Source organism: Asticcacaulis sp. AC402 (genome assembly GCF_000495835.1).
In the GTDB taxonomy this organism is placed as follows: domain Bacteria; phylum Pseudomonadota; class Alphaproteobacteria; order Caulobacterales; family Caulobacteraceae; genus Asticcacaulis.
The window spans coordinates 64466-86139 of sequence record NZ_AWGC01000027.1 but is presented as its reverse complement, the minus strand read 5'-3'; the positions used below and the strand labels follow the sequence as shown (position 1 = coordinate 86139).

Below are 21674 nucleotides of genomic sequence, written 5' to 3'. Positions count from 1 at the left end.
TCTGGTCATGACCGCAACCGCTGAACAGGATCGACGCTACCAGGAGGCCGCCGCCGAGTTCGGCCCGGCCTTGGAACGCCTCGCTCGCGGTTACGAAGCCCACCCCGAACGCTGTCGCGACTTGGTCCAGGACATCCACGTCGCCCTATGGAAGAGTCTGGCCCTGTTCGACGGCCGCTGTTCCACCCGCACCTGGGTCTATCGGGTCGCCCACAACACCGCCACCTCCCATGTCCTGAAGGAACGCCGCCGCGGCGCCTGGGTCACGCTGGATGCCGCCGCCGAAGTCAATGATGGCAGCGATATCGAAGCCGACACCAATCACGCCCGCGCGCTGCAAAGGCTGATGGCCCTGATCCAGAGCCTGGAACCGTCCGACCGTCAGATCATGCTGCTCTATCTCGAAGGTCTGGACGCCGCCGCCATGGCTGAGATCACCGGCCTGAAATCCGGTCACATCGCCACCCGCATCCACCGCATCAAGGCGCTGCTCAGCCGCCGTTTTCACGCAGGAGGGCCGTCATGACCGAAGCCCCCGACGATATGACCAATCCCGACTTCCAGAACCTCTGGCAATCGCAACCCAAGGAGATAACCGCCATGTCCCTAGAACAAGTCCATAACCGTGCCCGCGCCTTCAAATCCCAGATCCAGTGGCGCAACCGGCTCGAACACGCCGCCAGCGCCTTAGTGGTCGTGGTATTTTCCGGGTACGCTATCTTCTTCGACCATCCGCTGATGAAGCTGGGTTCCGTCCTGATCGTCGCCGCCACAATGCTGGTCAGTCTGATCCTGGTCATGCGTGGCCGGGCGGCCCCGGTCAGCAGCGCCGCCGAAGACTGCCTTGATTTCCACCGCCGGGCGCTGGTGCGTCAACGCGACCTGCTGCGCAGCGCCTGGCTGTGGTACGTCCTGCCGTTCGTGCCGGGATTTGTTCTGTTCATGATCCCGGCGGTCGAGAATGCCCGTCGCGACGCGGCGGGAATGGTCTGGGTTTATCTCGGGATCGTGACGGTCTTCTTTGGCGGAGTGATCGTTGTCAACCTCTTGGGCGCCCGCGGTCTGCAGAAAGAAATCGACCGATTGGGAAGTTGATTTAAACCCTTAAGCCGCCATCCCCGCGGCAACCATCATCGGCTTGAGTTCGGCGAGCGCCTGGGGGTTCTCCCCCAGGATCTGGCGCAACTCCGGCGTCCGCATCATCTTCATGACCTCGGCCTTGGCCATGTCGCTGACCGGACCGATCGGCGCCGCCATGCCGTTGGCGAAACCCAGTAGCAGGGTCAGTTTCTGCACCGGCGGTGCTGGCGCACGCAGCAGGTGCGGGATCAGTTGGACGTCCTGGGCGATCAGCCCGCCCACCTGGCCCAGCTTGGTGCAAGCCTCTTCGGCGTCCTTGTCCATCAGGGCAGCATTCTTGATGCGCCGTTGCATTTGGGCCAGCAACTGCAGCCGGTGGGCCGCTGAGGTCGCGGTGTCGCGCATGTCGCGTTCGAACTTCAGGGCGCCGATGGCCGAGATCACCCAGCGCGCGGCCTGACGCTTGTTTACAGCGCCGACGACGTTTTCGCACAGCCAGATCAGTCGCTCGACCTCTTCCGCCGAGGTTTTTCCGGCCCGGGTCAGGCTTTCGACGAAGTCGGTCGAGACCAGCATCTTGGAGCGCTCGATAAAGGCCTCCTTGATGTCGTCGCGTTGGTGCTGTTCCTTGCCGGCGGCGGTTAAACACAAGGCCAGGGCGCGCAGGACCTCGATCTCGGCCTCGGGGTTGCCGGGCTTAAGCCGCCGCGGGCCCTTCAGCTCTGTCATCAGCCGCTTGGAGATGTTTTGGCTCAGCGTTGGGAAACAGTCCTTGGCCATGAGATCGTGATAGCCGGCCAGGGCACCGCTGAGCGGTGGAATGATCTTGGCTACGCGCGGGTCAATTTTGGCGACCAGGTCGACTTCCTTGGCCGCGGCCATTCGGGTCATGACCGCCATGGCATCGCCCAGATCGGCTTCGTAGCCCAGGAGATCGTTCAGCGAGCTGCGTGTCCCAAACAGCTCCGCTACGGGAATTTCCAGGACCTGCATGGCCCAGTCGCGCCCTTCCAGGTTTTCGCTCAGGGGGCGGCCAAGCTTGAGCAGGGCTTCGAGCTTGGCGGCCGGTCCGGCGCCTCGCGCCAGATATTTGGCGATCGCGCCGCCGAGGACATAGGCGCGTTCACCGTTGTCCTGCAGCTTATCGATGACACCCAGCCAGCTGGCGGGGTCGATGTCGGGGAACAGTTTTCGCCGGCCATCCTCGATCACCCGGGTGCAGGCACGGTCGATCAGGCTGCGCCAGCGTCGCATCAGGTCGTGCAGATCCTGACCGGTGTCCTGCGCTTCCGGGATGGCCAGTTTCTGCACCACGTGTTGCAGTTCGGTGCCTGAGGCGTCCAGCTTTTCAATCAGGTCGGGCCGATGCAGCAGTTCGAACGGCGTGACCCGGTTGCGCTTCAGCCAGTCTTCCAGCAGCCGGGCGATCTTTTCGCGGGCGTGGATGTTATACAGGTCCTGGGGCGAGACGCAGATGGTATCGGTTTCGGGCGCCAGCTTGACCTTGCGCTTGGTTTCGGGCGCGCCCTTGGTGAAGATGGTGACGCTGGAATATTCACCGCTGTTGGCATCCAGCATTTCCTTGTTGACCTTGACACCGGCGGAATGGGCCAGCAAGTCCTCGGCGTTTTGCACCGCCAGCGCACGATCCTCGGTCGCCATCTGCAACACCCATGACGAGGCGGGGGTCTTACGGAGGAAAACCTCGTAATGGACCTGACTGTGGCCGCTGCCTGCCATGCAAAAACACCGCCTCGGGGACTGGATACGCTGTCAAATTTTACACAAAAGGCATTAAGGCATCATTGCGGTCGCACCATCGCCTCAATAATACCGAATTCGGGCCGCGTTGACGCCTTGAAAAGAACGCGCGTAGGATGTGATAGGTATAAGCCTCATGCCCAAAAGTGGCCGCCACTTTTTGGATAAACATGAGGCGTCTATGTATGACCCTCATGCCCAAAAGTGGCCGCCACTTTTTGGATAAACATGAGGCGTTTATGTACGTCAGGTAAAGCGCGATTGCACTTTGTCCGGATGAGATTATGTAACGCAGGGTCCACCTGCCGAAATGGAGACTAGCTTTGGCCAGAATTACCTTGGTTGATGACGACGAGAACATTGTCACCAGCGTTTCCCTGGCGCTCGAAGCCGGCGGCCATACCATCCAGGCCTTTTATGACGGCGCCGCCGGCCTGGCCGCCCTGGAAAAGGATCCGCCCGACCTCGCGATTCTGGACGTGAAGATGCCGCGCATGGATGGGATGGAGGTGCTGCGCCGGCTTCGCGCCACCTCGAACCTTCCGGTCATCATCCTGACCTCCAAGGACGACGAGATCGACGAGGTACTCGGATTCAACCTGGGCGCCGACGATTATATGCACAAGCCGTTCTCGCAGCGCCTGCTGCTGGAGCGCGTCAAGGCGGTACTGCGCCGTGCGGGCATTGTAGATCAGGGCGAGGCGCCGGAGGTGACCGAGGCGTTGAATGCCAAGTCCTTAAAACGCGGCAAGCTGGTCATGGATTCGGCCCGCCACGAATGCACCTGGGACGGAAAGCCGGTGCGCCTGACCGTGACCGAATTCCTGCTGCTGCACGCCCTGGCCCAGCGCCCTGGCTTTGTCAAAAGTCGCGACAACCTGATGGACGCAGCCTATGACGACCAGGTGTATGTCGATGACCGCACCATCGACAGCCACGTTAAGCGCATGCGCAAGAAGTTTCGTGCCGTCGATAACACTTTCGATTCGATCGAGACCCTGTATGGCGTCGGTTATCGCTATCGCGAGATCTAGGGCGTGACGAAGCCCTGGTTCAAAAAGCTGCCGTTTGGGCAGTCGCGTCTGGGGCGGCTGATTTTCGGGCTGAACATTATCGGCCTGCTGGTCCTGGTGATCGGCGCACTGGTGCTCAATGAGTTGCGCCAGGGCCTGATCACGGCCCAGAAGGAGTCCCTGACCGCCCAGGCCTTGCAGATGAGCGAGGTCATCGCTCAGGCGGCGACGACCGGCGTGCCCGAGCCTTCCCTTGACGCCCATTATGCCTCGCAATTGCTGGCCCGCTTTATTCCAGCCGAACAGCGCGCCCGGCTGTATGACGAGCAGGGCAATCCGATCGTCGACTCGACCCTCGTCATGGACATGGTCGAGGTCACCGAGCTGCCGCCGGCGCGCAAACCCGGTGAAGCGCCGCCCAAGGACAAGTCGGCGGCGCAGGCCGACATGCGGGCGGCGGCGGAAAAGGAGTTACGTCAGGAAGTCATGATGGCTCTGGCCGGCGCCGAGGTGGCAACCGTGCGACGCAATGACCGTGGGGTCAAGGTGGTATCGGTGTCAGTGCCCCTGCGCCGGGTAAAGCAGGTATTGGGTGTGCTAACCATCGAACGCGATGATTTCGAAAGCATTGTGCAGGCCCAGCGACTGGCCATGGTGCCGTTCATCCTCGTTGCGCTCGGCGTGACGCTGTTTTCGTCCTTGCTGTTGAATTTTCTCGTATCGCGGCCGATTCAGCGCCTGTCGGCGGCGGCGGACAGTGTCCGGGCCGGCCATACGCGCGCCATTTCTCTGCCGGACCTGGAAGCGCGTAAGGACGAGATCGGCACCCTGGCCCGGTCGCTGGAAAGCATGACCGATACGCTGTGGCGGCGGATGGAGGAAATCGACCGGTTTGCGGCCGATGTATCGCATGAGATCAAGAATCCGCTGACCTCGATCCGCAGCGCCCTGGAGACTCTTGATCTGGTGAAGGACGACAAGGCCAAGGAGCGGCTTTTGGCCGTCGTGAATCAGGATGTACGGCGGCTTGACCGGCTGATCACCGATATTTCCAATGCTTCAAGGCTGGATGCCGAGCTGTCGCGCGACACGCCAAGGCGCCTGGAGGTCGGCGTGCTGCTGGAGGACATCGTGTCGCTTTATCGACAGGGCCAGAAGCCAGGTGAGGCACAGGTGATGTTTGTGCGCGAACGGGCGCAGGCGATGGTCAACGGGCGCGAGGGCCCCCTGGGCCAGGTGTTTCGCAATGTCATCGACAATGCGCGGTCATTCTCGCCGCAGAACGGCGAGGTGCGAGTGACCCTGACGACGAACAGCGATCAGGCTTTGCCAGTACTGATCCGGTTCGAGGATGACGGGCCCGGGATACCCGACGACAATCTCGAGACCATTTTCCAGCGGTTCTATACGTCGCGGCCCAAGGGCACCAGTTTTGGACGCAACTCCGGTCTGGGGCTGTCGATATCGCGTCAAATCGTCGAAGCGCATTATGGGCGGATCTGGGCAGAGAACCGGACGGATGGCGACGGCAAGGTCGTGGGTGCCAGGTTCCACATCGCACTACCCACCTTGTGACTGGGTGAGCGAAGCAGACGTATAGCCTTTGCAAGCTATGGGGGTCTGTGACCCCACGTCTTCACTTATCTTCTATTTTGCTTCACCCCTTGGGGCTGAAGAAAATAGCAGATATTGAAATAGGGAGGGGTCTCAAGACACGTTTTTGGCCCGACACCCAATTACGGTCCGCAGGTCCATGAGTAAACTCGTTGTTCACGCCACCACTCTGAGCCTGCGCGCCGGGTCCGCCTGGAAGGGTGTGATCATCCTTGGGCCGGCGGGAATCGGCAAGAGCGACCTGGCCCTGCGTGCGGTCGAAAAAGGGCTGGTTCTGATCTCAGACGATCACACATGCCTGTGGTCTTCCGGCGGCCACATCTATGCCGCAGCTGCCGAAGCTGACCCATCCGCCTTTCGCGCCATGACGCGCCTCTACCTGGTCGTTTTGGCGCAATCCGAAGGACCCAGGGCACCTGACGGCGAGATCACGCCCATCCTGGGACACGCCCTGCCGACCGTGCGCCTCAATCCCCGTGAGGCTTCGGCGGTACCGCGCCTGATCACGCGATTGCGTTCGTCGTGATCACGTCAACTTTCAGGTTTTGTTCACAATAATTTTAGTTTTGTACCAATCTTTGTTACATACTAATCTTGGTTCTCTGCCAATCTTATACCAACCCGCGAAAATCTTGACTCATCGTGGGTTGGCAAGCGCGACGGCGTACGTTTCTGGGGCGCCCGAGCTTTTGCGAGGAGCCATGGGGGGCGCCTAGTCCGGCGCTTGAGCTAAAAAAAGTGCGAATACCAAGCGTCATTCTTTATGAGGCTTGGTATTAGTTACATGAATGGCACAACTCGCGGTCTTGGCGCGGATTTTGCTGACAGAAGAAAATCTTTTTTTGCAGTGCAAAGCGTTCGGGGCTAGATTGCCAATTCCCGCCGCGGGTTTAGTATCGAGGCTACGCGCAATATGATCGGTTTGGTGATCGTCACCCATGGCAAGCTGGCGGATGAATTCGTCGCTGCCATGGAGCATGTGGTCGGGCCGCAAACCCAGGTTACCGCGATCTGTATCGGGCCGGAAGACGATGTCAGCCAGCGCCGCAAGGACATCCTGGAAGCGACGTTCCGCAATGACACGGGTGATGGCGTTATCCTTCTGACCGACATGTTCGGCGGCACCCCGTCAAACCTGGCTATTTCCGTGATGGAGCAAACCAAGGCCGAGGTCATTGCGGGCCTGAACCTGCCGATGCTGATCAAGCTGGCGTCGCTGCGCAAGAATGAGCCCTTGAATGCCTGCGTCGGCCATGCCCAGGAGGCCGGTCGTAAATATGTGACCGTGGCGTCTTACGTGTTGTCAGGCGACAGCTGATTTCAGAAAACTTGGCCACGAACTTCAGGGCGTGCTTGGGCTCTAGAGCGCAATCCGATAAAGTGTGCAGCACTTTTCGGAAAAATTGCGCGACAAAACAAAAAGTTAGAGCGAGATGGCGATTCTACCTAAAGCCATTCCGCTCTAAGGTTGGGGCTCAGATCACAGGATTTTTTTGACAGGAAAAGCCCGAATAGTTCAGGTGCTGCGAAATCTGCTTCGAAGCCGCCATCATTGTAAAGATGCGACTTCGCGACGACGTCATTGAAATTCTGAAGTTCGTGTCTGTTCGTGGTCAAATCCTTATCTTCTTGCGATCCGGACGGAATGCTCAGAACTCTTGATTTCCATTAACCCTTCGCTCATGGTTTTCGCCTGAAAATAACACAGGCACCTGGCGAAAGGTCCGCCCCAATGAGTGAAACAGCAGTGCCCGTCAGCGCCCAGGTTGAAATTTGCAATAACAAAGGCTTGCACGCCCGCGCCTCCGCCAAGTTCGTTAAACTGGCGTCGAGTTACGACGACACGCGCGTCTTCGTCACCAAGGATGGCAACCGTGTCGATGGTGATTCGATCCTCGATCTGCTGATGCTGGCGGCTGGGAAAGGCTCGACCATCGACATCGAAGCCTTGGGCCCGCAAGCCGAAGCCGTGGTGGCGGCCCTGGTTCAACTGGTCGAAAGCAAATTCGAGGAAGAGGCGTGAAATCTGTCACCGTCCTTATGGTCCTGGCTTTGCTGGCGACGTCCTCGCCGGTCTGGGCCGAAGGCTCGGGCCATCCCTATACCGGTGAAGGCGACGTGGAAACCAAACCCAAGGTCGCCAGGAAACCAAAACCCAGGCCTAAACCGGCAGCACCAGCGCCGAAGCTGCCGGACGCGCCCATCCCCTACACGGCCTTGAACAGCAGCACCCAGCTCAGCCCTGACATGGCTAAGGCGCTGACGCCGGCCCAATACGGACCTGCCACACCTACGACCCAACCCGTTCACGCCAACGCCACCACACCCGTGGCGTCAAGCTATGTCGCGCCGATCCTGACAGTACCGTCGGCACCGCCGTCGCCCGCGGAATCGGTATCGTCGGCCCCGACCGTCGTCGTGATTCAGGCGCCGCCGCCGGCGGAAATCAGCCTGAAATGCGAAACCTCCATTTCCCGCGGCTCCAAGACCGTCTCGACCGGAACGTTTTACATTGCCATCGTGCCATCGCCGGTCTTCCCGGCCGAACAGGCCTGGTTCCAGTTCCGCTTCGTCGATCCGGCCCACAAATCGCTGATCCGCGATACATTCTGCCTTGATATCGGCTGCCAGGCCCAGGTTAGCCCCAGCGCCTACCGCCTGATCAATATGACGACGAAGAATGGCGACGCTCTGCGCATCACGCTGGACCGGACGCAAGGCGGTTTCTATGCCGAGTCCATCGACGACAAGCTGGTCGGTTCGTCCGCGCATCTGGGTGAGCGCGGCTGGTGCACCCCCCAGCCCATTGCGGCTAAGGCGCTGTTTTAGCGTTAGCCCAGAAACGTCGATTGGCATGAGGCGCAAAAGAGATCAAAGTCAGACGGACAAGGTCAGTTTGATTCAGAGCGCAATCCGATAAAGTGGACGCCACCGCACGGGCGCTCCCGTTTTCGGATAAATTGCGCGACAAAACAAAAACTTAGAGCGGGGTTTTGATTCCATCAAAACCCCGCTCTAGGCGCAATCGCAGCGGTGAGGTCCAACCGCGCTTTCCATGGATCGGGACCGGCCTTGGCCTGGCCATCCATGGCGAAATCCATCACGTCATCCGTCTTCGGACTATAGACCGGCCACACCGGCAGGCCGGCGCCGTTGGGGTCGCCCGTCTTCGCAAAATTGACCCAATAGGCGTGGGCTGTCCTGGCCATGGCGGCGTCTTTCGGCGTTACGGCCTGACCGTACTTACCAGGCAGGGTATCCATGACATAGGGGATGTCAGACGCATGGGGGGCGCCGCGCGTCCACTGCGTCGCGCGCGATTCGGCGACATAGGAAAAGCGGAAATGCCATGACTTGACGCCGTCGTCGGCCAAAGTCGTTGCGACAAAGCGCGCCGGCTCGATCATCAGCCGGTCCATGCCGACATCGGCGTTGATGGTCGCCAGATCGCCGGTGTAGGCGGCCTTGGCCGCCTCGGCATGAACGCCGAAACTAGCATAGGCCTCGGACGAACTATTGGCCGAAAAGCGGCTGATATCAGCGCGTGTGGCACCAACCATCACCGGTACCTTGTTGTAGCGACCATTGAGATAGGCTTCCTGGGGCACTTCGACGACGATGCGGCCGTCGATGGTCGGCCCGCCATAGGTGTCGCCGGCCTGGTACATAGTATGCAGTCCCAGGCCTGCGGTGACGGTTTGGGCCGGCAGGGCGCGCAGGGCGGTCAGGGCGGCGGTGTCGGTGCCGGTGATGCCGTTCTTTCTGGCAAAGTTTAGCCCCAAGGTTTCAGACGACGGCGCATTGGGCAGGTCTTCGCGGATGCGCCGCGCACCCATCAGATTGCCACGCCCGCCGCCGGACTGAATGATGGCGCGGGTGAACAGGTTTTTGGACTCGCCGGACGTCATCAGGTTGTGCACCGAGGCACCGCCGGCTGATTCGCCGAACACGGTGACATTGGCCGGATCTCCGCCAAAGGCCGCAATATTGCGCTGAACCCACTGCATGGCGGCGATCTGGTCCATATAACCGTAATTGCCAAGCAGGCCCCCATCGGCTTGGCCGGCCGCATCCGCCGCGGTCAGAGCCGGATGGGCGAAAAAGCCGAAGTGGCCCAGGCGGTAGTTGAAGCTGACATAGATAACGCCGTCGCGGGCGAAGGCCGAACCGTCATAAACGGCGGGCGATGTGCCGCCATTGACGAAGCCACCGCCATAGATCCAAACGATGACCGGTAGTTTTCCCCTGGCTTCAGCCGGTCGCCACACATTGACGAACAGACAGTCCTCGGCCGGTTTGACGGTCAGGGGCGCGTCGTCGGCTGGGAAGGGCTCTTGCATGCAATCGGCGCCGAAAGCCCCGGCGTCGCGCACGCCTGACCACTTGGCAGCCGGCTGCGGGGCGCGCCAGCGCAGGCTGCCGACCGGCGGTGCGGCATAAGGAATGCCTTTGAAGGATGCTATGCCATCGGCGATAACGCCGCGAACCTCGCCGGAGTCCAGCGTCACCATGTCGCCTGGCTCAGACTGGGTGGCGCAGCCCGCCAGGGCCAAACCGGCAATGAGCAGGGTAAGGGCTTTCATGGCTTTCCTCCGTTTGTTTTGGGGTGACCCTACCACGGTCCGGGGATAGGGCAAACAGTGGTCAGAGGGAACCACGGATGGACACCGTTGAACACGAATTTCCGGTCCATCCGGAACCTGCTGTGCAACGGCGCCTAAGGCGAGCGCGCAATCCGATAAAGTGTGACGCACTTTGGTTCAATCAAAACGGATACCGCTCCAATCTGTCCAATCGGAGTCCCCTATGGAAAAATGCAGCTACGCAGTCATTGGCATATGAACTGGGCCATATGAACTGGAAATCCGTGTCCATACGTGGTTCAAAATCTTAAACCGGGACAGCTCGGCGCGCTTATACCAAGCCTCATAAAGAATGACTCTTGGTATTCGCATTTTTTCAGCTCAAGTGCCGGACTAGGCGCCCCCCATGGCTCCTCGCAAAAGCTCGGGCGGCCAGAAACGTACGCTGGCGGCCTTGCCAACCCGCGGTGTGTCAAGAATTGCGCGGGTTGGTATTACATCATCAGACGAAGGGTGCCGATCCTGGGAAGCCTTATGGTCTTTTTATGGAAGCCGGACCGTAAGATGTCGAAACTTTAGGCCTGGGACTGTAAGTCTGTAACTCCATCAAGTAACTGAATTTACAGGAGTTAGCGATGAACAAGGATCGAATCGAAGGCAGCTGGGACCAGGTCCGCGGCAATGTCCAGAAGGCGTGGGGCAAGCTAACCAATGATGATCTCGACGTCATTGAGGGCAACCGCAAGATTTTGTCCGGCAAGATCCAGGAACGTTATGGCGTCGCCCAGGACGAGGCGGAGCGCCAGATCGACGAATGGACCGACAAGGCCAAGGACCGGACCCACTAACTGAGGTCTTGCCGCGGGCTGTGATGCACCAGCCCATTTTCAAGATTGTCGTGTCTTTCCCGCCGGATGGACGCGGCAAACGGGCGGGAGGGCGCTTCCTCAGATGCGCTTTCCCGCCTATTTCTTTTTCGGCTTTCGCGTGATGCCGTACCCGGCAAAGGTCTTGGCAATGCCCTTGTCGAGCTTCTTCGCCGACGTGAGGTCGGCCTTGCCTTCCTTTTTCATGCCCTTGCGCAGCTTGGCGATGCCGCGGCCGTACAAGGCAACGGCATAGGACTGTTGCGGCATGGCGGCGTTATAGTCCGCCAGGGCCTCATCCCAATTTCCCATCTGCAGATGGACCAGGGCGCGGCTGTCCAGAGTGACACGATTACTGGCATCGATCTTCAGCGCGGCGTTGCACTGGGCAAGCGCCCTGTCCAGTTCCCGTTTATGCGTTGCCCGCAGCCAGCAGGCGTTGTTCAAATGCTGGACGTTGTCAGGTAACAGCGCTGTCAGCGCGTCAAGATCCTGAAGCTGGGCGTCGACCTTGCCCTGACCGTCATAGATCCGTGCCCGCAACGCCAGGGCTTCGACATCCGTCGGATCGATGGCGAGGGCAGCATCGACGTCGACCAGCGCTTTTTCCAGTTCCTTGTAATTGAAATAGGTTGCGCCGCGGGCCAGAATGGCGAACTGCGAGGCCGGCTCGAGGACCAGGGCGGCGTTGAGGTCGGCGAACTTGCCGTCGCGGTCCGACAGCGGGCGCGCCTGGGCGCGGTCGATATACAAATCGGCGGTCGGCGTCAGTGCAATTGCCTTGCCAAACACTTCGACCGCCTCCGCACGCTGGGCAGGGCAGGGTACCGTCTTGTCCTTGCATTCCAGCAGACGCTGCGCCAGATCATCCTGCAACTCGGCATTGTCCGGGGACTTGGCGACGGTGGCGCGCACCACTTCGATCGCCTTGTCGTGCTGGTCATTATGGGTATAGGCCTCGGCCAGGACCTGAGCCGTGGGGACAGAGTCGGGATGCATGGCGGCGTAGGCCTGCGCCCGTTGCACGGCCTGTGCCTTGTCACCGCTGGATTGCAAGAGGCTGACGTGCATGATTTGCGCCAGAGGGTTGGCCGGCTCGATTTCCAACAGCGCGTTGATGGCTGCCAAAGCCTGCGGAAAATCCTTTCGGTCGGCGTAGATAAGGGCGGCGGCCGCGTAGTTGCGGACATCACGCGGATCGAGGACTTTGGCAGCCGCGAAGTCGGTCAGGGCGCCGTCCTTGTCCCCGGCCTCGGCGAGGATAAAGCCGCGCGTCGTCAGGGCCTTCGCCGAACGCGGATTCGCCCGGACAGCGGCTTGCGCTTCGGCGAGCGCCTGCGCTGGCTGCCCGGCCTGCGACAGCGCCATAGCCCGCACGATATGGCCTTCGGCGGCGGCAGCCTTTGCCGCGGTTGGTTTGCGCTTTGCTTGCGCCGCTTCACTGATACCGGGTGCCGCCAGCAGGATCACACAAGCGATCGACGACCGCAAAACCCGTTTCCACATGAACTCTTCCCCAATGCGATACGGATATGCCTACCGTGTTGTAAACGGCATTTCAACAGCCCGTGACAGGTGCGCTGCGCCGTCACGGAGATGGTCGAAAGCGCGCGCGCTGCGGGAAAGCCAGGGCGCAATCCGATAAAGTGGAAGGCACATTTCGGATGAATTGCGCGACAAAACAAAAACTTAGAGCGAGATGGCGATTCTACCTAAAGCTATCCCGCGCCAGAGCGAAAAGGGTAAGTATGCCGTGCGAGGTTCCGGCATTCGCGATAAGGCGGCGATCAATGTCAGCGGAAGCCAGATATGCCAGGCCGGGAGCGGGATCTGTTCTGATAGAATCGAAACCCCGCTTTTTTTTTGGCGCGCAATCTCGCCGAAAGTGCTGCACACCTCACCAGATTGTTGACTAGACGCCCAACTTCATGCCTTCCGCGCGCTTCTTCATCAGCTGGTCGAAAGCACCCCAGACTCCCTGGTCACCGGTCCACTGGCCGGTGGTGGCGGCCTTGGAATACTCCGTGGCGCGGGCCTCGAAGAAGTTGGCGTGCTCGACGCCCGACAGCATCACCTGAAGCCACGGCAGCGGGTTTTCTTTCACACTCCCGAAGACTTCCGGCAGGTTCAGCTGACGCAGGCGCCAGTCGGCGATGTAGCGGATGTAGGCCTTTATATCGTCAGGAGTCATGCCCTGCACCGGGCCCATTTCAAAGGCCAGGTCGATGAACTTGTCCTCCATCCTCACGACGGTCTTGCAGCAGTCGATGATGTCGTCCTGGACCGACTTGGTGACTGCCTTCGTTTCCTTGGCGAAGGTGTGGTACAGCTTGATGATGCCTTCGCAGTGCAGGCTTTCGTCGCGCACCGACCACGACACGATCTGGCCCATGCCCTTCATCTTGTTGAAGCGCGGGAAGTTCATCAGCATGGCGAACGAGGCAAACAACTGCAGGCCTTCGGTGAAACCGCCGAACATGGCGAGGGTGCGGCAGACATCGGCTTCGGTATCGACGCCGAACGTACCCATGAAGTCGTGCTTGTCGCGCATGGCTTCATAATCCATGAACGCGCCGAACTCGGACTCGGGCATGCCGATGGTTTCGAGCAGCAGGGCATAGGCCGCGATATGGATGGTTTCCATATTGGCAAAGGCCGACAGCATCATCTTGATTTCGGTAGGCTTGAACACCCGCGAATAGCGTTCCAGATAGTTGTCCTGGACCTCGATGTCGGACTGGGTAAAGAAACGAAAAATCTGCGTCAGCAGATTGCGCTCGGAGTCGTTGAGCTTGGCCGCCCAGTCCTTGCAGTCCTCGCCCAGCGGTACTTCTTCGGGGATCCAGTGGACCTGCTGCTGCTTGCGCCAGTATTCGAACGCCCACGGGTAGCGGAAGGGCTTGTAGCTGTGGCTGGGGGTCAGAAGGCCGGCACCGGAAGCAGACAAAAGGCGTGACGTGGTCATTGGTAATCCCGAATCGAAACTGTGGCCTAAGCCGACGCTATATCACCACAAATAGTGGTTAATGCCAGCTTAACATCTATATCTAGTGGGTGAATTTTGGGGACAAATTCTGTCGCCCTGTGGCGAAGGTTGTTTGCCACCCGAGCCGGTCGCGACGTTAGCAGAGCCTCGTAGCGAGTCGAGTGGAAAGGTTAACGCGAAATGATTTGTGAATGCGGGGCCAGCCCCTTTAATTGTCAGTACGGATTGGCCCGGCTTTCGGTGACGTCTCGACGGCGCAAATGAGGAGGTTTGTGGAAGATTCTTTTTTTCTCAATGTGAAATCGATGGTGGGCCACTATGTCAATCCCTCCCTATCCTCGCATGAAACGGTCCCGACGGCGGCAACGCCGCGCGCGTTGTCCAGCGTGCGCCAGACTATGGCGATCGATGACGATTTCGAGTTCATCCGATTGCAATAGACGTCGGCGAAACGCGGCAAAATAAAACCACAGAAAGCCACAGAAGGCACGGAAGAGGTAGAGTTCTTTGTCATTTGAATCCGCCGCATAGCGGCCCCTCCTCCTAAGTCGATCCACAGATGACGCAGATCAGACAGATTAGATATCGAGCCCCCTATGACTCAATCTGTGTAATACCAACCCGCGAAAATCTTGACTCATCGTGGGTTGGCAAGCGCGACTGCGCGCCCGAGCTTTTGCGAGGAGCCATGCGGCACTTGAGCTGAAAAAAGCGAATACCAAGCGTCATTCTTTATGAGGCTTGGTATAATCTGTGTAATCTGTGGATCCACTTTACCTTTGTTGACGCTGGGCAGCGGAGTCAGATCATCCTGAAGTCCGTTTCGGTCCGTCCCGTAAGAGGTTTGATTCCTCCGGGCTTGCCGGATAATTCCAACCCGCGTAATTCTTGACACACCGCGGGTTGGCAAGGCCGACTGGCCGCCCGAGCTTTTGCGAGGAGCCATGCGGCGCTTGAGCTGAAAAAATGCGAATACCAAGAGTCATTCTTTATGAGGCTTGGTATAAGCACCTTGGCGGTGACCGCGGAGGATTCCGAAAAAACACCCCGCCAGGTAAGGGAGAAAACCTGGCGGGGCTCGGGGTCAGGATCGGTCGTTGGGAGAAACCGGCCGTCCTGAAGCTTATAAAGGTTCAACCAGACTCTCGCCGTGGCTGGCGATCACCCGGGCATACCAGTGGGCGCTGTCCTTGGGCGTGCGCTCCTGGGTGGCGAAATTGACGTGGACAATGCCGAACCGCTTGGCGTAGCCCAGGGTCCATTCGAGATTGTCCATAAACGACCATACCAGGTAGCCGCGGACATCAACCCCTGCGTTGATGGCTTCGCGCACCGCCAGCAGATGTTTCTGCAGGTAACCGGTGCGCAGCGGATCGCGCACCCGGCCGTCCTCGGCCACCGGCGGATCGAAGAAGGCAGCGCCGTTCTCGGTGATATAGAGGGGAATGTCGCCATAGCGCTCACGCACCCACAGGAGTGTGTCGGTCAGGCCCTGCGGATAGACCTCCCAGTTCGTTTCGGTATAGGTCGCCAGCGGCTGGCGCACCGCGGCGGCCTTCAAAAACCAGGCACTGTCGTCCTGGCGTGTAACCGAGCGCGTATAGTAGTTGACGCCGATAAAATCGATCGGCTGGCGGATCAGCTCGAAATCGCTGCGGTCCCAGTCAGGCCAGGCGCCGTTGAAGACCTCACGCAGTTCTGTGGGATAGGACCCCAGTAACGCTGGATCCAGGTACTGCTCGTTCATATAGGCGGCAGCGCGTCGGGTGGCGGCGATATCGGCATTGGAGTTAGAGGCGGCGTATTTCGGCTCGATATTGACCACGAGCCCGATCTCGTGGTGGCCGATTTCGCGGTACAACCTGACGGCCGCCCCATGGGCCCGCATCAGGTTGTGCGAAGCGATCGGCGCCTCGAAACGATTCTTGTGGCCCGGCGCGATGGTGCCATGCAGATAGCCACCATCGCTGACCACCCAGGGTTCGTTAAGCGTCACCCACCTGGTCACGCGGCCGTCGAAGGCTTCGAATGCCACCCGGGCGTAGTCGGCGAACCAGTCGGCAGACTCGCGGTTCAGCCAGCCGCCGCGGTCGTCGAGCGCCGCCGGCAGGTCCCAGTGGAAGAGCGTGACCATAGGTTCGATACCGTTGGCCAGGAGTTCGTCGATCAGATCGGAGTAAAACGCGATCCCGGCCGGGTTCACCGCGCCCGTGCCCTGCGGCAGGATGCGCGACCACGACAGGCTGAAGCGATAGGCCTGCATGCAAAGGCGCTTCATCAGGGCGATATCGTCGCGGAAACGATGATAGTGATCGCACGCGACGTCGCCGGTTTCACCCTCAGGCAGGTGGCCAGGTGTGTGCACAAAACGGTCCCAAATGCTGGGGCCCTTGCCGTCGGCCTTGGCGGCGCCCTCGATCTGGTAGGCTGCTGTTGCGCACCCCCATAGAAAACCATCGGGAAAACCCGGCATCCGTCCCCCGTCCCGTGCGCAGTCGTGTTGAAAACCGCGGGTGTCATAAAAAAGCAAATGGTTAACGAATCACAACCGTGGCTACCCACGGGTAGTGATGCATTAAGGTTTCAGCCGTGATGCAAACTTGTGTAAACGCTTACAGCGGCGTTGACAAGAATTTTGTAAGCGTTTACAGGCGCATTTGTAAGCGTTTGCAGATTAACCGGAACGCCGTTCTGTGCCACTCAAGGGGGCCCGCTGAGTCGGGTCATCCTGGGGAACTACATGGAACGAAACAAAAATGAACGATTTGGGGATCGGAAGGTTAAGACGGACATGAAGGGAGCTACCCTTAAGGACGTCGCCCGTGAGGCGGATGTCTCCATAGCGTCGGCGTCCCGGGCCATCAACGGCCTGGACAATGTCGCCGAGGAGGTGCGCCGGCGCGTGCTCGAAGCCGCCGGCAAGCTGCGCTACGTGCCGCATGGCGGCGCGCGCTCCCTGGTCATGGCCCGGACCAACACGATCGGTGTCCTCCTGCCCGATATCTATGGCGAATTCTTCTCTGAAATCATCCGCGGCGTCGATGTCGCCGCCCGTGCCCGCGGCCTGCACCTGCTGGTGTCCGGGTCGCACGGCGACATCAATGAGGCGGTCGCCGCCGTGCGCGCCATGGGGGGCCGGGTCGATGGCCTGCTGGTCATGTCGCCCTTCGTCGATTCCCAGGATCTGGCGGCCGTGTTGCCGTTGAATCTGCCCCTGGTTACGATCGCCTCGCGCATCGGCCGGGTCGAGCAGGGCTCGATCAGCATCGACAATTTCGGCGGCGCCATGACGGCGGTCAAGCACCTGGTCGATCAGGGCTGCCGGACCCTGGCCCATATCTCCGGTCCCGCCAGCAATTTCGAGGCGCAGGAGCGCCGCCGCGGTTTCCTGGAAGCCGCCGAAAGGGCCCTGCCCGGCGCCATCTGCCCGATGTTCGAAGGCGACTTCACCGAGGAATCCGGTTACCGCGGCGCCAAGGCGTTTCTCAACGCCTGTGCCCAGGCCGGCGAGCCCATGCCGCAAGGCATTTTCGTCGCCAACGATATGATGGCGGTCGGCTGCCTGCTGGCCTTGCGCGAGGCCGGCAAGTCGGTCCCCGACGAGGTCGCCCTGGTCGGATTCGACGACATCCCGATTTCACGCTTCGTCTCACCGCCGCTCAGCACGCTGAGGGTCGGTGTCTTCGATCTCGGCCGCCGCGGCCTGGAACTGCTGGTCGACGCCATGGAGCGCGACAGCCTGTCCGACGGCGAAGACCGCGAGTCGGGCGAGGGCGTTATCGTTTCACCGGAGCTGGTTTTCCGTGACAGCTCCCGAAGGCGGCCAGCCCCAACCTGACCCCTGCCTGAGACTACGGATCACGCACAGCCAGTTACAGCACATAAGCCCCGGCCCATAATGGGTACGGAATTGGGAGGAGAAAAAATGAGAACTCAACCTGCACGCCCAGGAACGCGTCAAAAAACGCACCTGGGGACCGGCGTCTCGGCTGTCGCCATCGCGGCCGCCCTGTCGCTCAGCGTCTTCGCCAGCAGCGCCTTCGCCGCCGATACCGCCGCTCTGCAAGGCCGCGCCGCTCCGGGCGCGACCGTGACCGCCACCGATACCGTGACGGGCCAGAGTGTGACCACGACGGCCTCCGCCGATGGCAGCTACATCATCGTCGGCCTGCGCCCCAGCAACTATCGCGTCGTTGCCGGCGCCACCCAGGACGATATCGTCCTGGCGGTTGGTGAAACCGCGACGCTCGATCTCGCCGATGCGGTGGCTTCGGGTGAAACCACGGTGGTCACGGTTCGCGGCCGCCGCACAAAAGAAGTCCGGACCTCGGAAATCGCCACCTCCGTGTCCCAGCGTCAGATCGAAAACCTGCCGCAGAACGATCGTAACTTCCTGAACTTCGCTGCCCTGGCGCCCGGCGTCAGCGTTTCCACCAGCACGACGCAAAAGCAGTTCCAGGGCGGCGGCGTCGGCCCCGACCAGGTCAACGTCTTTATCGACGGTCAGTCGTTCAAGAACTTCTCCGGCCACGGCGGCGTGGCAGGCCAGGCCTTCTCGCGCGGCAACCCGTTCCCGCAACTGGCCGTCCAGGAGTTCAAGGTTTCGTCCCAGAACTTCAAGGCCGAAATCGAGCAGGCCGGTTCGTCGGTCATCTCGGCGGTCACCAAGTCCGGCGGTTCCGAATATCACGGCACCTTCTTCTATCAGGTCCAGTCCAAGGACATGATCGGCCAGCCGTTCTTTGAGCGCGCAAACCCGAAACCCGATTACAACCGTGAACAGTATGGCCTCGATATCGGTGGCCCGATTATCAAGGACACCCTGCATTTCTACCTGGCCTATGAAGCCACCAAGCAACAGAACCCGAGCACGGCCGTCTCCGTTCCGGCCAACGCCGGCCCGTTCACGGGCTCGTTCGCCGATCCGTTTAGCCAGGATCTGATCTTTGGTAAGCTGACCTGGTATCTGAACGATGCCGACACGCTCGACTTCTCGGTCTTCAAGCGCGATGAAGAGGATATCCGCGACTACGGCGGCAACCGCGCCCGCGAAAGTGCCCGCAACATCCGCTCCAAGACCGACCAGTTTTCGGTCGAATGGACCCGCCGTGGCGACGGTTGGCTCAACGAAATGAGCCTGTCCTACCGCGATGACGCCACCGGCACGCCCCAGATCACCGAAGCCGGGCCTCAGATCAACCTGACCAATGGCGTTTTCGGCCCCGACGCGGCTATCCTCGGCCGCCACTTCTTCGCTCAGGATTCGTCGCAGAAGCTGACCACCTTCAAGAACGACTTCACTTACAGCGACTTTGAATGGAATGGTCGCCACACCCTTAAGGCGGGCATCAAGGTGGCCCAGACCACCCTCACCCGCGACGAAGATGTCCATACCCAGGGCAGCTATTGGGTCGATATCTCAGGCAACTACGCTTACACCAACCTGTCAGCCGCAGCGACGGCCGGCCGCGTTTGGAAAGGCCAGGTTGCCCTGGCGCCGACCGGCCTTGTCTCGGTCGACAACACCATGCTCGGCCTGTATGTCCAGGACGACTGGGAAGTGAACGAGCATCTGACCGTTAACCTCGGCCTGCGCTGGGATTACGAGTCGAATATGATGAACAACGACTATGTGACGCCGACCAAAATCGTGAACGCCCTGGCCGCCTACACCAATTGGGTCGCTGCCGGCATCAACTATCGTGACTATGTCTCGACAGGTGACAATCGCGAATCCTTCACCGGCGCCTTCCAGCCCCGGATCGGCTTCTCCTACGACGTTATGGGCGATCGCAATCTGGTCCTGTTCGGTGGTTGGGGCCGCTACTACGATCGTAACGCCTTCATCGCAGCGTCGCTGGAAACCATCATCAACACCCGCCAGACACCCGAACTGGTTGCGACTCTTACGACTGCCCAAACGGACGCCAACACCCTTCGTCAGCAACTGGCGGCGGCCGGTACCGGTGGTTCGGTGTGGCTGCTGAACAACGAGACCAAGGTGCCCTATACAGATCAGGCGAACCTGGGTTTCCGCGCCCGCTTCGGCGACATCCAGACGACCTTTGGCGTGGCGCATAACCGCTCGCACGACGCCTTCCAGTATGTCCGCGGCAACCGCATGCTCAACGGCACCTTCTCGCCGCTGGGTGACGGCTTTGTCATCGACAACTTCCCGGCGGAAGGCCAGCTGGCCGGCTTCAATGGTAAGCTGAACATCGGCGCCAATGGCGGCGAAGCCAAGTACGACTCTGTCTACATGACGGTCGACAAGCCGTTCAACATCCAGGACGGCTACGGCTTCTCGGCCACCCTGACCCTGGCCAATGCCAAGAACACCGGCTCCGAGCACGGCGCTGACGAATTCTTCGCCGGCCCGCGTCAGGATGTGTTCGGCTATAGCTATACCCTGGGCGTCGACAAGCTGCGCTTCGTCGGTACTGGCATCGTCGCCGGACCGTGGGATACCACCATGTCGGCCACCCTGACCCTGGCTTCGGGTACGCCGTTCGGCACGATCGACGGCACCGGCCCGAACCCGCCCAATGCCTGCTGTATCGCCAACCTGTCGGGCGTCTACTTCCCGGAAGACGACCTGGCCTATCAGAACCTGGACCTGCGCATCGCCAAGGACTTCGAACTGCCCAACGGCAACGTCATCACCGTGGACGGTCAGGTCTACAATGTGTTCGATCACGTCAACCGCGCCTATTCGGCGTGGGGCGCCGGCTCCAACTGGGGCGGCGGTCCGTCGAAGAAGGAAAACGCCACCGTCGGTCAAGCCCGCTCCTTCCAGGTCGGCCTGAAGTACAAGTGGTAAGCGTGAGGATCTGATCCTGGGGAAGGGGGGAGGGCATGTACCTCCCCCCTTTTTTTTATATCAAGATACCGGCCTAACCTTACCTCTCCCCGTTTACGGGGAGAGGACGAGAGCGGAGCGAAGTGAACGCGATCGGGTGAGGGGCCTTTAGTTGGAAATACGTGGACAGGAGCAATATTCCCCATCCATATTTGACGCGGCATTACAGAAGCACGGGCTTATCAAGGCTTTCGTCCGGGCGCGTGGTGGCGGCAAAGGGGTCAGAGTCGATATTGGGGGAAGCTACGAGTGCTTGGATAGGCAGAATTTAACCGCGCATGAGGGCTCGGATGTCAGTGTGTCATGCGCTCGATCTGGACTTTCGGCGTCGAAGTAATCGAGAATCTCGTTCCGATCGGCGCGCATTGTGCAACCACTCCAGCCTCACCCCTGTTCCTCCGCTTTACGCAGAGCAGCCGAACGGCGCGCAGCAAAATGGGCTTCGACATCTTCATTCGAAAGGTCCGGCTGCATTTCGTCAAGCGCTTCCTGGACCTTGGCGCGAAGCCATATATCATGCCCTTGCGGCTCGACGGCCGGCTCTTTGTTGTACAACGTAGCAATCTCCTTTTGAGCCAATTGTACCTCACTTGAGGGCAGGTGCCAAAGTTTCAGGCCGACTTTGCCTGCCGCCCCCATCTCAAGAATTTTCACCACGAACCTCACGAACAGACACGAACTTTCGGGTCGTCCTGACGCCGCGAAGCGGCCTTTCCTGTCATAAATCGATGCGCGTCCCGCCTGTTGAGGGTTATCACCGGCAGGACGGCGCAATCCGTCTTAATCCCTATAATCTGTGTAATCTGTGGATTCACTTTACGAAAGTTGCCGCTGCGCGGTGGTTTCCAGCACCCCATAAAGTTCGTGTCCGTTCGTGTCGTTCGTGGTCAAAATCCCTTTCTAAATACCGGA

The 21674-nt window shown here is 60.1% G+C and carries 18 protein-coding genes; 12 read left to right on the top strand and 6 right to left on the bottom strand.

Annotated features, from left to right (window positions below; all coding sequences use genetic code 11):
- The first annotated feature begins 7 nt into the window (after positions 1 to 7).
- Both ABAC402_RS35175 and ABAC402_RS35170 read left to right on the top strand, forming a co-directional pair.
- A complete protein-coding gene (locus ABAC402_RS35175; protein ID WP_023450569.1) occupies positions 8 to 526 on the top strand; it encodes an RNA polymerase sigma factor in 519 nt (172 codons plus the stop codon).
- Entirely contained in the window at positions 523 to 1095 is a 573-nt protein-coding gene (locus ABAC402_RS35170; RefSeq protein ID WP_023450568.1) for a hypothetical protein, read from the top strand. Before ABAC402_RS35175 ends, ABAC402_RS35170 begins: the two co-directional genes overlap by 4 nt.
- A 9-nt stretch (positions 1096 to 1104) precedes the next feature.
- Here ABAC402_RS35170 and ABAC402_RS35165 read toward each other — a convergent pair whose 3' ends face one another.
- Positions 1105 to 2820 (bottom strand): hypothetical protein, encoded by a 1716-nt coding sequence (locus tag ABAC402_RS35165; RefSeq protein WP_023450567.1) that lies wholly within the window; start codon positions 2818 to 2820, stop codon positions 1105 to 1107.
- Between the two features lie 344 nt (positions 2821 to 3164).
- On the opposite strand from ABAC402_RS35165, the gene ABAC402_RS35160 reads away from it, so the two are divergent.
- The 6 genes from ABAC402_RS35160 (at position 3165) to ABAC402_RS35135 (ending at position 8297) form a co-directional block, all read left to right on the top strand.
- The gene (locus ABAC402_RS35160; RefSeq protein WP_023450566.1) at positions 3165 to 3875 is read left to right on the top strand and encodes a response regulator transcription factor; all 711 of its coding nucleotides are present in this window, start codon (positions 3165 to 3167) and stop codon (positions 3873 to 3875) included.
- A 3-nt stretch (positions 3876 to 3878) separates the two neighbouring features.
- Positions 3879 to 5429 (top strand): stimulus-sensing domain-containing protein, encoded by a 1551-nt coding sequence (locus ABAC402_RS35155; protein WP_023450565.1) that lies wholly within the window; start codon positions 3879 to 3881, stop codon positions 5427 to 5429.
- Positions 5430 to 5607: 178 nt separating this feature from the next.
- Positions 5608 to 5994 carry an aldolase gene (locus ABAC402_RS35150; protein ID WP_023450564.1) on the top strand — a complete coding sequence of 129 codons (387 nt, stop codon included), beginning with the start codon at positions 5608 to 5610 and terminating at the stop codon, positions 5992 to 5994.
- 387 nt (positions 5995 to 6381) lie between these two features.
- Complete coding sequence (locus ABAC402_RS35145) at positions 6382 to 6786, top strand: PTS sugar transporter subunit IIA (RefSeq protein ID WP_023450563.1); 405 nt, start codon at positions 6382 to 6384, stop codon at positions 6784 to 6786.
- 414 nt (positions 6787 to 7200) lie between these two features.
- Positions 7201 to 7491: an HPr family phosphocarrier protein gene (locus ABAC402_RS35140; protein WP_023450562.1), complete on the top strand. Its 291-nt coding sequence runs from the start codon at positions 7201 to 7203 to the stop codon at positions 7489 to 7491.
- Positions 7488 to 8297 (top strand): hypothetical protein, encoded by an 810-nt coding sequence (locus ABAC402_RS35135; RefSeq protein WP_023450561.1) that lies wholly within the window; start codon positions 7488 to 7490, stop codon positions 8295 to 8297. The genes ABAC402_RS35140 and ABAC402_RS35135 overlap by 4 nt, the downstream gene beginning before the upstream one ends.
- Before the next feature lie 173 nt (positions 8298 to 8470).
- Here ABAC402_RS35135 and ABAC402_RS35130 read toward each other — a convergent pair whose 3' ends face one another.
- On the bottom strand, positions 8471 to 10051 hold the full coding sequence (locus ABAC402_RS35130; RefSeq protein ID WP_023450560.1) for a carboxylesterase/lipase family protein: 1581 nt from the start codon (positions 10049 to 10051) through the stop codon (positions 8471 to 8473).
- Positions 10052 to 10686: 635 nt separating this feature from the next.
- Between ABAC402_RS35130 and ABAC402_RS35125 the strand changes: the two genes are divergently transcribed.
- Complete coding sequence (locus tag ABAC402_RS35125) at positions 10687 to 10899, top strand: CsbD family protein (RefSeq protein ID WP_023450559.1); 213 nt, start codon at positions 10687 to 10689, stop codon at positions 10897 to 10899.
- Between the two features lie 117 nt (positions 10900 to 11016).
- Here the strand turns inward: ABAC402_RS35125 and ABAC402_RS35120 are convergent, their stop codons facing one another.
- Positions 11017 to 12423 carry a tetratricopeptide repeat protein gene (locus ABAC402_RS35120; RefSeq protein ID WP_031235857.1) on the bottom strand — a complete coding sequence of 469 codons (1407 nt, stop codon included), beginning with the start codon at positions 12421 to 12423 and terminating at the stop codon, positions 11017 to 11019.
- A 406-nt stretch (positions 12424 to 12829) separates the two neighbouring features.
- Complete coding sequence (locus tag ABAC402_RS35115) at positions 12830 to 13882, bottom strand: ribonucleotide-diphosphate reductase subunit beta (RefSeq protein ID WP_023450557.1); 1053 nt, start codon at positions 13880 to 13882, stop codon at positions 12830 to 12832.
- Positions 13883 to 14175: 293 nt separating this feature from the next.
- On the opposite strand from ABAC402_RS35115, the gene ABAC402_RS40325 reads away from it, so the two are divergent.
- Complete coding sequence (locus ABAC402_RS40325; protein WP_023450556.1) at positions 14176 to 14343, top strand: hypothetical protein; 168 nt, start codon at positions 14176 to 14178, stop codon at positions 14341 to 14343.
- A gap of 683 nt (positions 14344 to 15026) precedes the next feature.
- Here the strand turns inward: ABAC402_RS40325 and ABAC402_RS35110 are convergent.
- Positions 15027 to 16376, bottom strand: a complete 1350-nt coding sequence (locus ABAC402_RS35110) for a GH1 family beta-glucosidase (RefSeq protein ID WP_023450555.1) — start codon at positions 16374 to 16376, stop codon at positions 15027 to 15029.
- 318 nt (positions 16377 to 16694) lie between these two features.
- Between ABAC402_RS35110 and ABAC402_RS35105 the strand changes: the two genes are divergently transcribed.
- Together ABAC402_RS35105 and ABAC402_RS35100 are read left to right on the top strand one after the other, a co-directional pair.
- Positions 16695 to 17741 carry a LacI family DNA-binding transcriptional regulator gene (locus tag ABAC402_RS35105; RefSeq protein WP_023450554.1) on the top strand — a complete coding sequence of 349 codons (1047 nt, stop codon included), beginning with the start codon at positions 16695 to 16697 and terminating at the stop codon, positions 17739 to 17741.
- 87 nt (positions 17742 to 17828) lie between these two features.
- Positions 17829 to 20723 carry a TonB-dependent receptor domain-containing protein gene (locus tag ABAC402_RS35100; protein ID WP_023450553.1) on the top strand — a complete coding sequence of 965 codons (2895 nt, stop codon included), beginning with the start codon at positions 17829 to 17831 and terminating at the stop codon, positions 20721 to 20723.
- Between the two features lie 423 nt (positions 20724 to 21146).
- On the opposite strand, the gene ABAC402_RS39375 is transcribed toward ABAC402_RS35100, so the two are convergent.
- Positions 21147 to 21536 carry a hypothetical protein gene (locus ABAC402_RS39375; protein WP_155847439.1) on the bottom strand — a complete coding sequence of 130 codons (390 nt, stop codon included), beginning with the start codon at positions 21534 to 21536 and terminating at the stop codon, positions 21147 to 21149.
- Between the last annotated feature and the right edge of the window lie 138 nt (positions 21537 to 21674).

Excerpts from the sequence above, each read along its gene's own strand:
- ABAC402_RS35175 (WP_023450569.1), top strand. The coding sequence starts at position 8 with ATGACCGCAACCGCTGAACAGGATCGACGCTACCAGGAGGCCGCCGCC.
- ABAC402_RS35170 (WP_023450568.1), top strand. The coding sequence starts at position 523 with ATGACCGAAGCCCCCGACGATATGACCAATCCCGACTTCCAGAACCTC.
- ABAC402_RS35165 (WP_023450567.1), bottom strand. The coding sequence starts at position 2,820 with ATGGCAGGCAGCGGCCACAGTCAGGTCCATTACGAGGTTTTCCTCCGT.
- ABAC402_RS35150 (WP_023450564.1), top strand. The coding sequence starts at position 5,608 with ATGAGTAAACTCGTTGTTCACGCCACCACTCTGAGCCTGCGCGCCGGG.
- ABAC402_RS35145 (WP_023450563.1), top strand. The coding sequence starts at position 6,382 with ATGATCGGTTTGGTGATCGTCACCCATGGCAAGCTGGCGGATGAATTC.
- ABAC402_RS35140 (WP_023450562.1), top strand. The coding sequence starts at position 7,201 with ATGAGTGAAACAGCAGTGCCCGTCAGCGCCCAGGTTGAAATTTGCAAT.
- ABAC402_RS35130 (WP_023450560.1), bottom strand. The coding sequence starts at position 10,051 with ATGAAAGCCCTTACCCTGCTCATTGCCGGTTTGGCCCTGGCGGGCTGC.
- ABAC402_RS35125 (WP_023450559.1), top strand. The coding sequence starts at position 10,687 with ATGAACAAGGATCGAATCGAAGGCAGCTGGGACCAGGTCCGCGGCAAT.
- ABAC402_RS35120 (WP_031235857.1), bottom strand. The coding sequence starts at position 12,423 with ATGTGGAAACGGGTTTTGCGGTCGTCGATCGCTTGTGTGATCCTGCTG.
- ABAC402_RS35115 (WP_023450557.1), bottom strand. The coding sequence starts at position 13,882 with ATGACCACGTCACGCCTTTTGTCTGCTTCCGGTGCCGGCCTTCTGACC.
- ABAC402_RS35110 (WP_023450555.1), bottom strand. The coding sequence starts at position 16,376 with ATGCCGGGTTTTCCCGATGGTTTTCTATGGGGGTGCGCAACAGCAGCC.
- ABAC402_RS35105 (WP_023450554.1), top strand. The coding sequence starts at position 16,695 with ATGAAGGGAGCTACCCTTAAGGACGTCGCCCGTGAGGCGGATGTCTCC.
- ABAC402_RS35100 (WP_023450553.1), top strand. The coding sequence starts at position 17,829 with ATGAGAACTCAACCTGCACGCCCAGGAACGCGTCAAAAAACGCACCTG.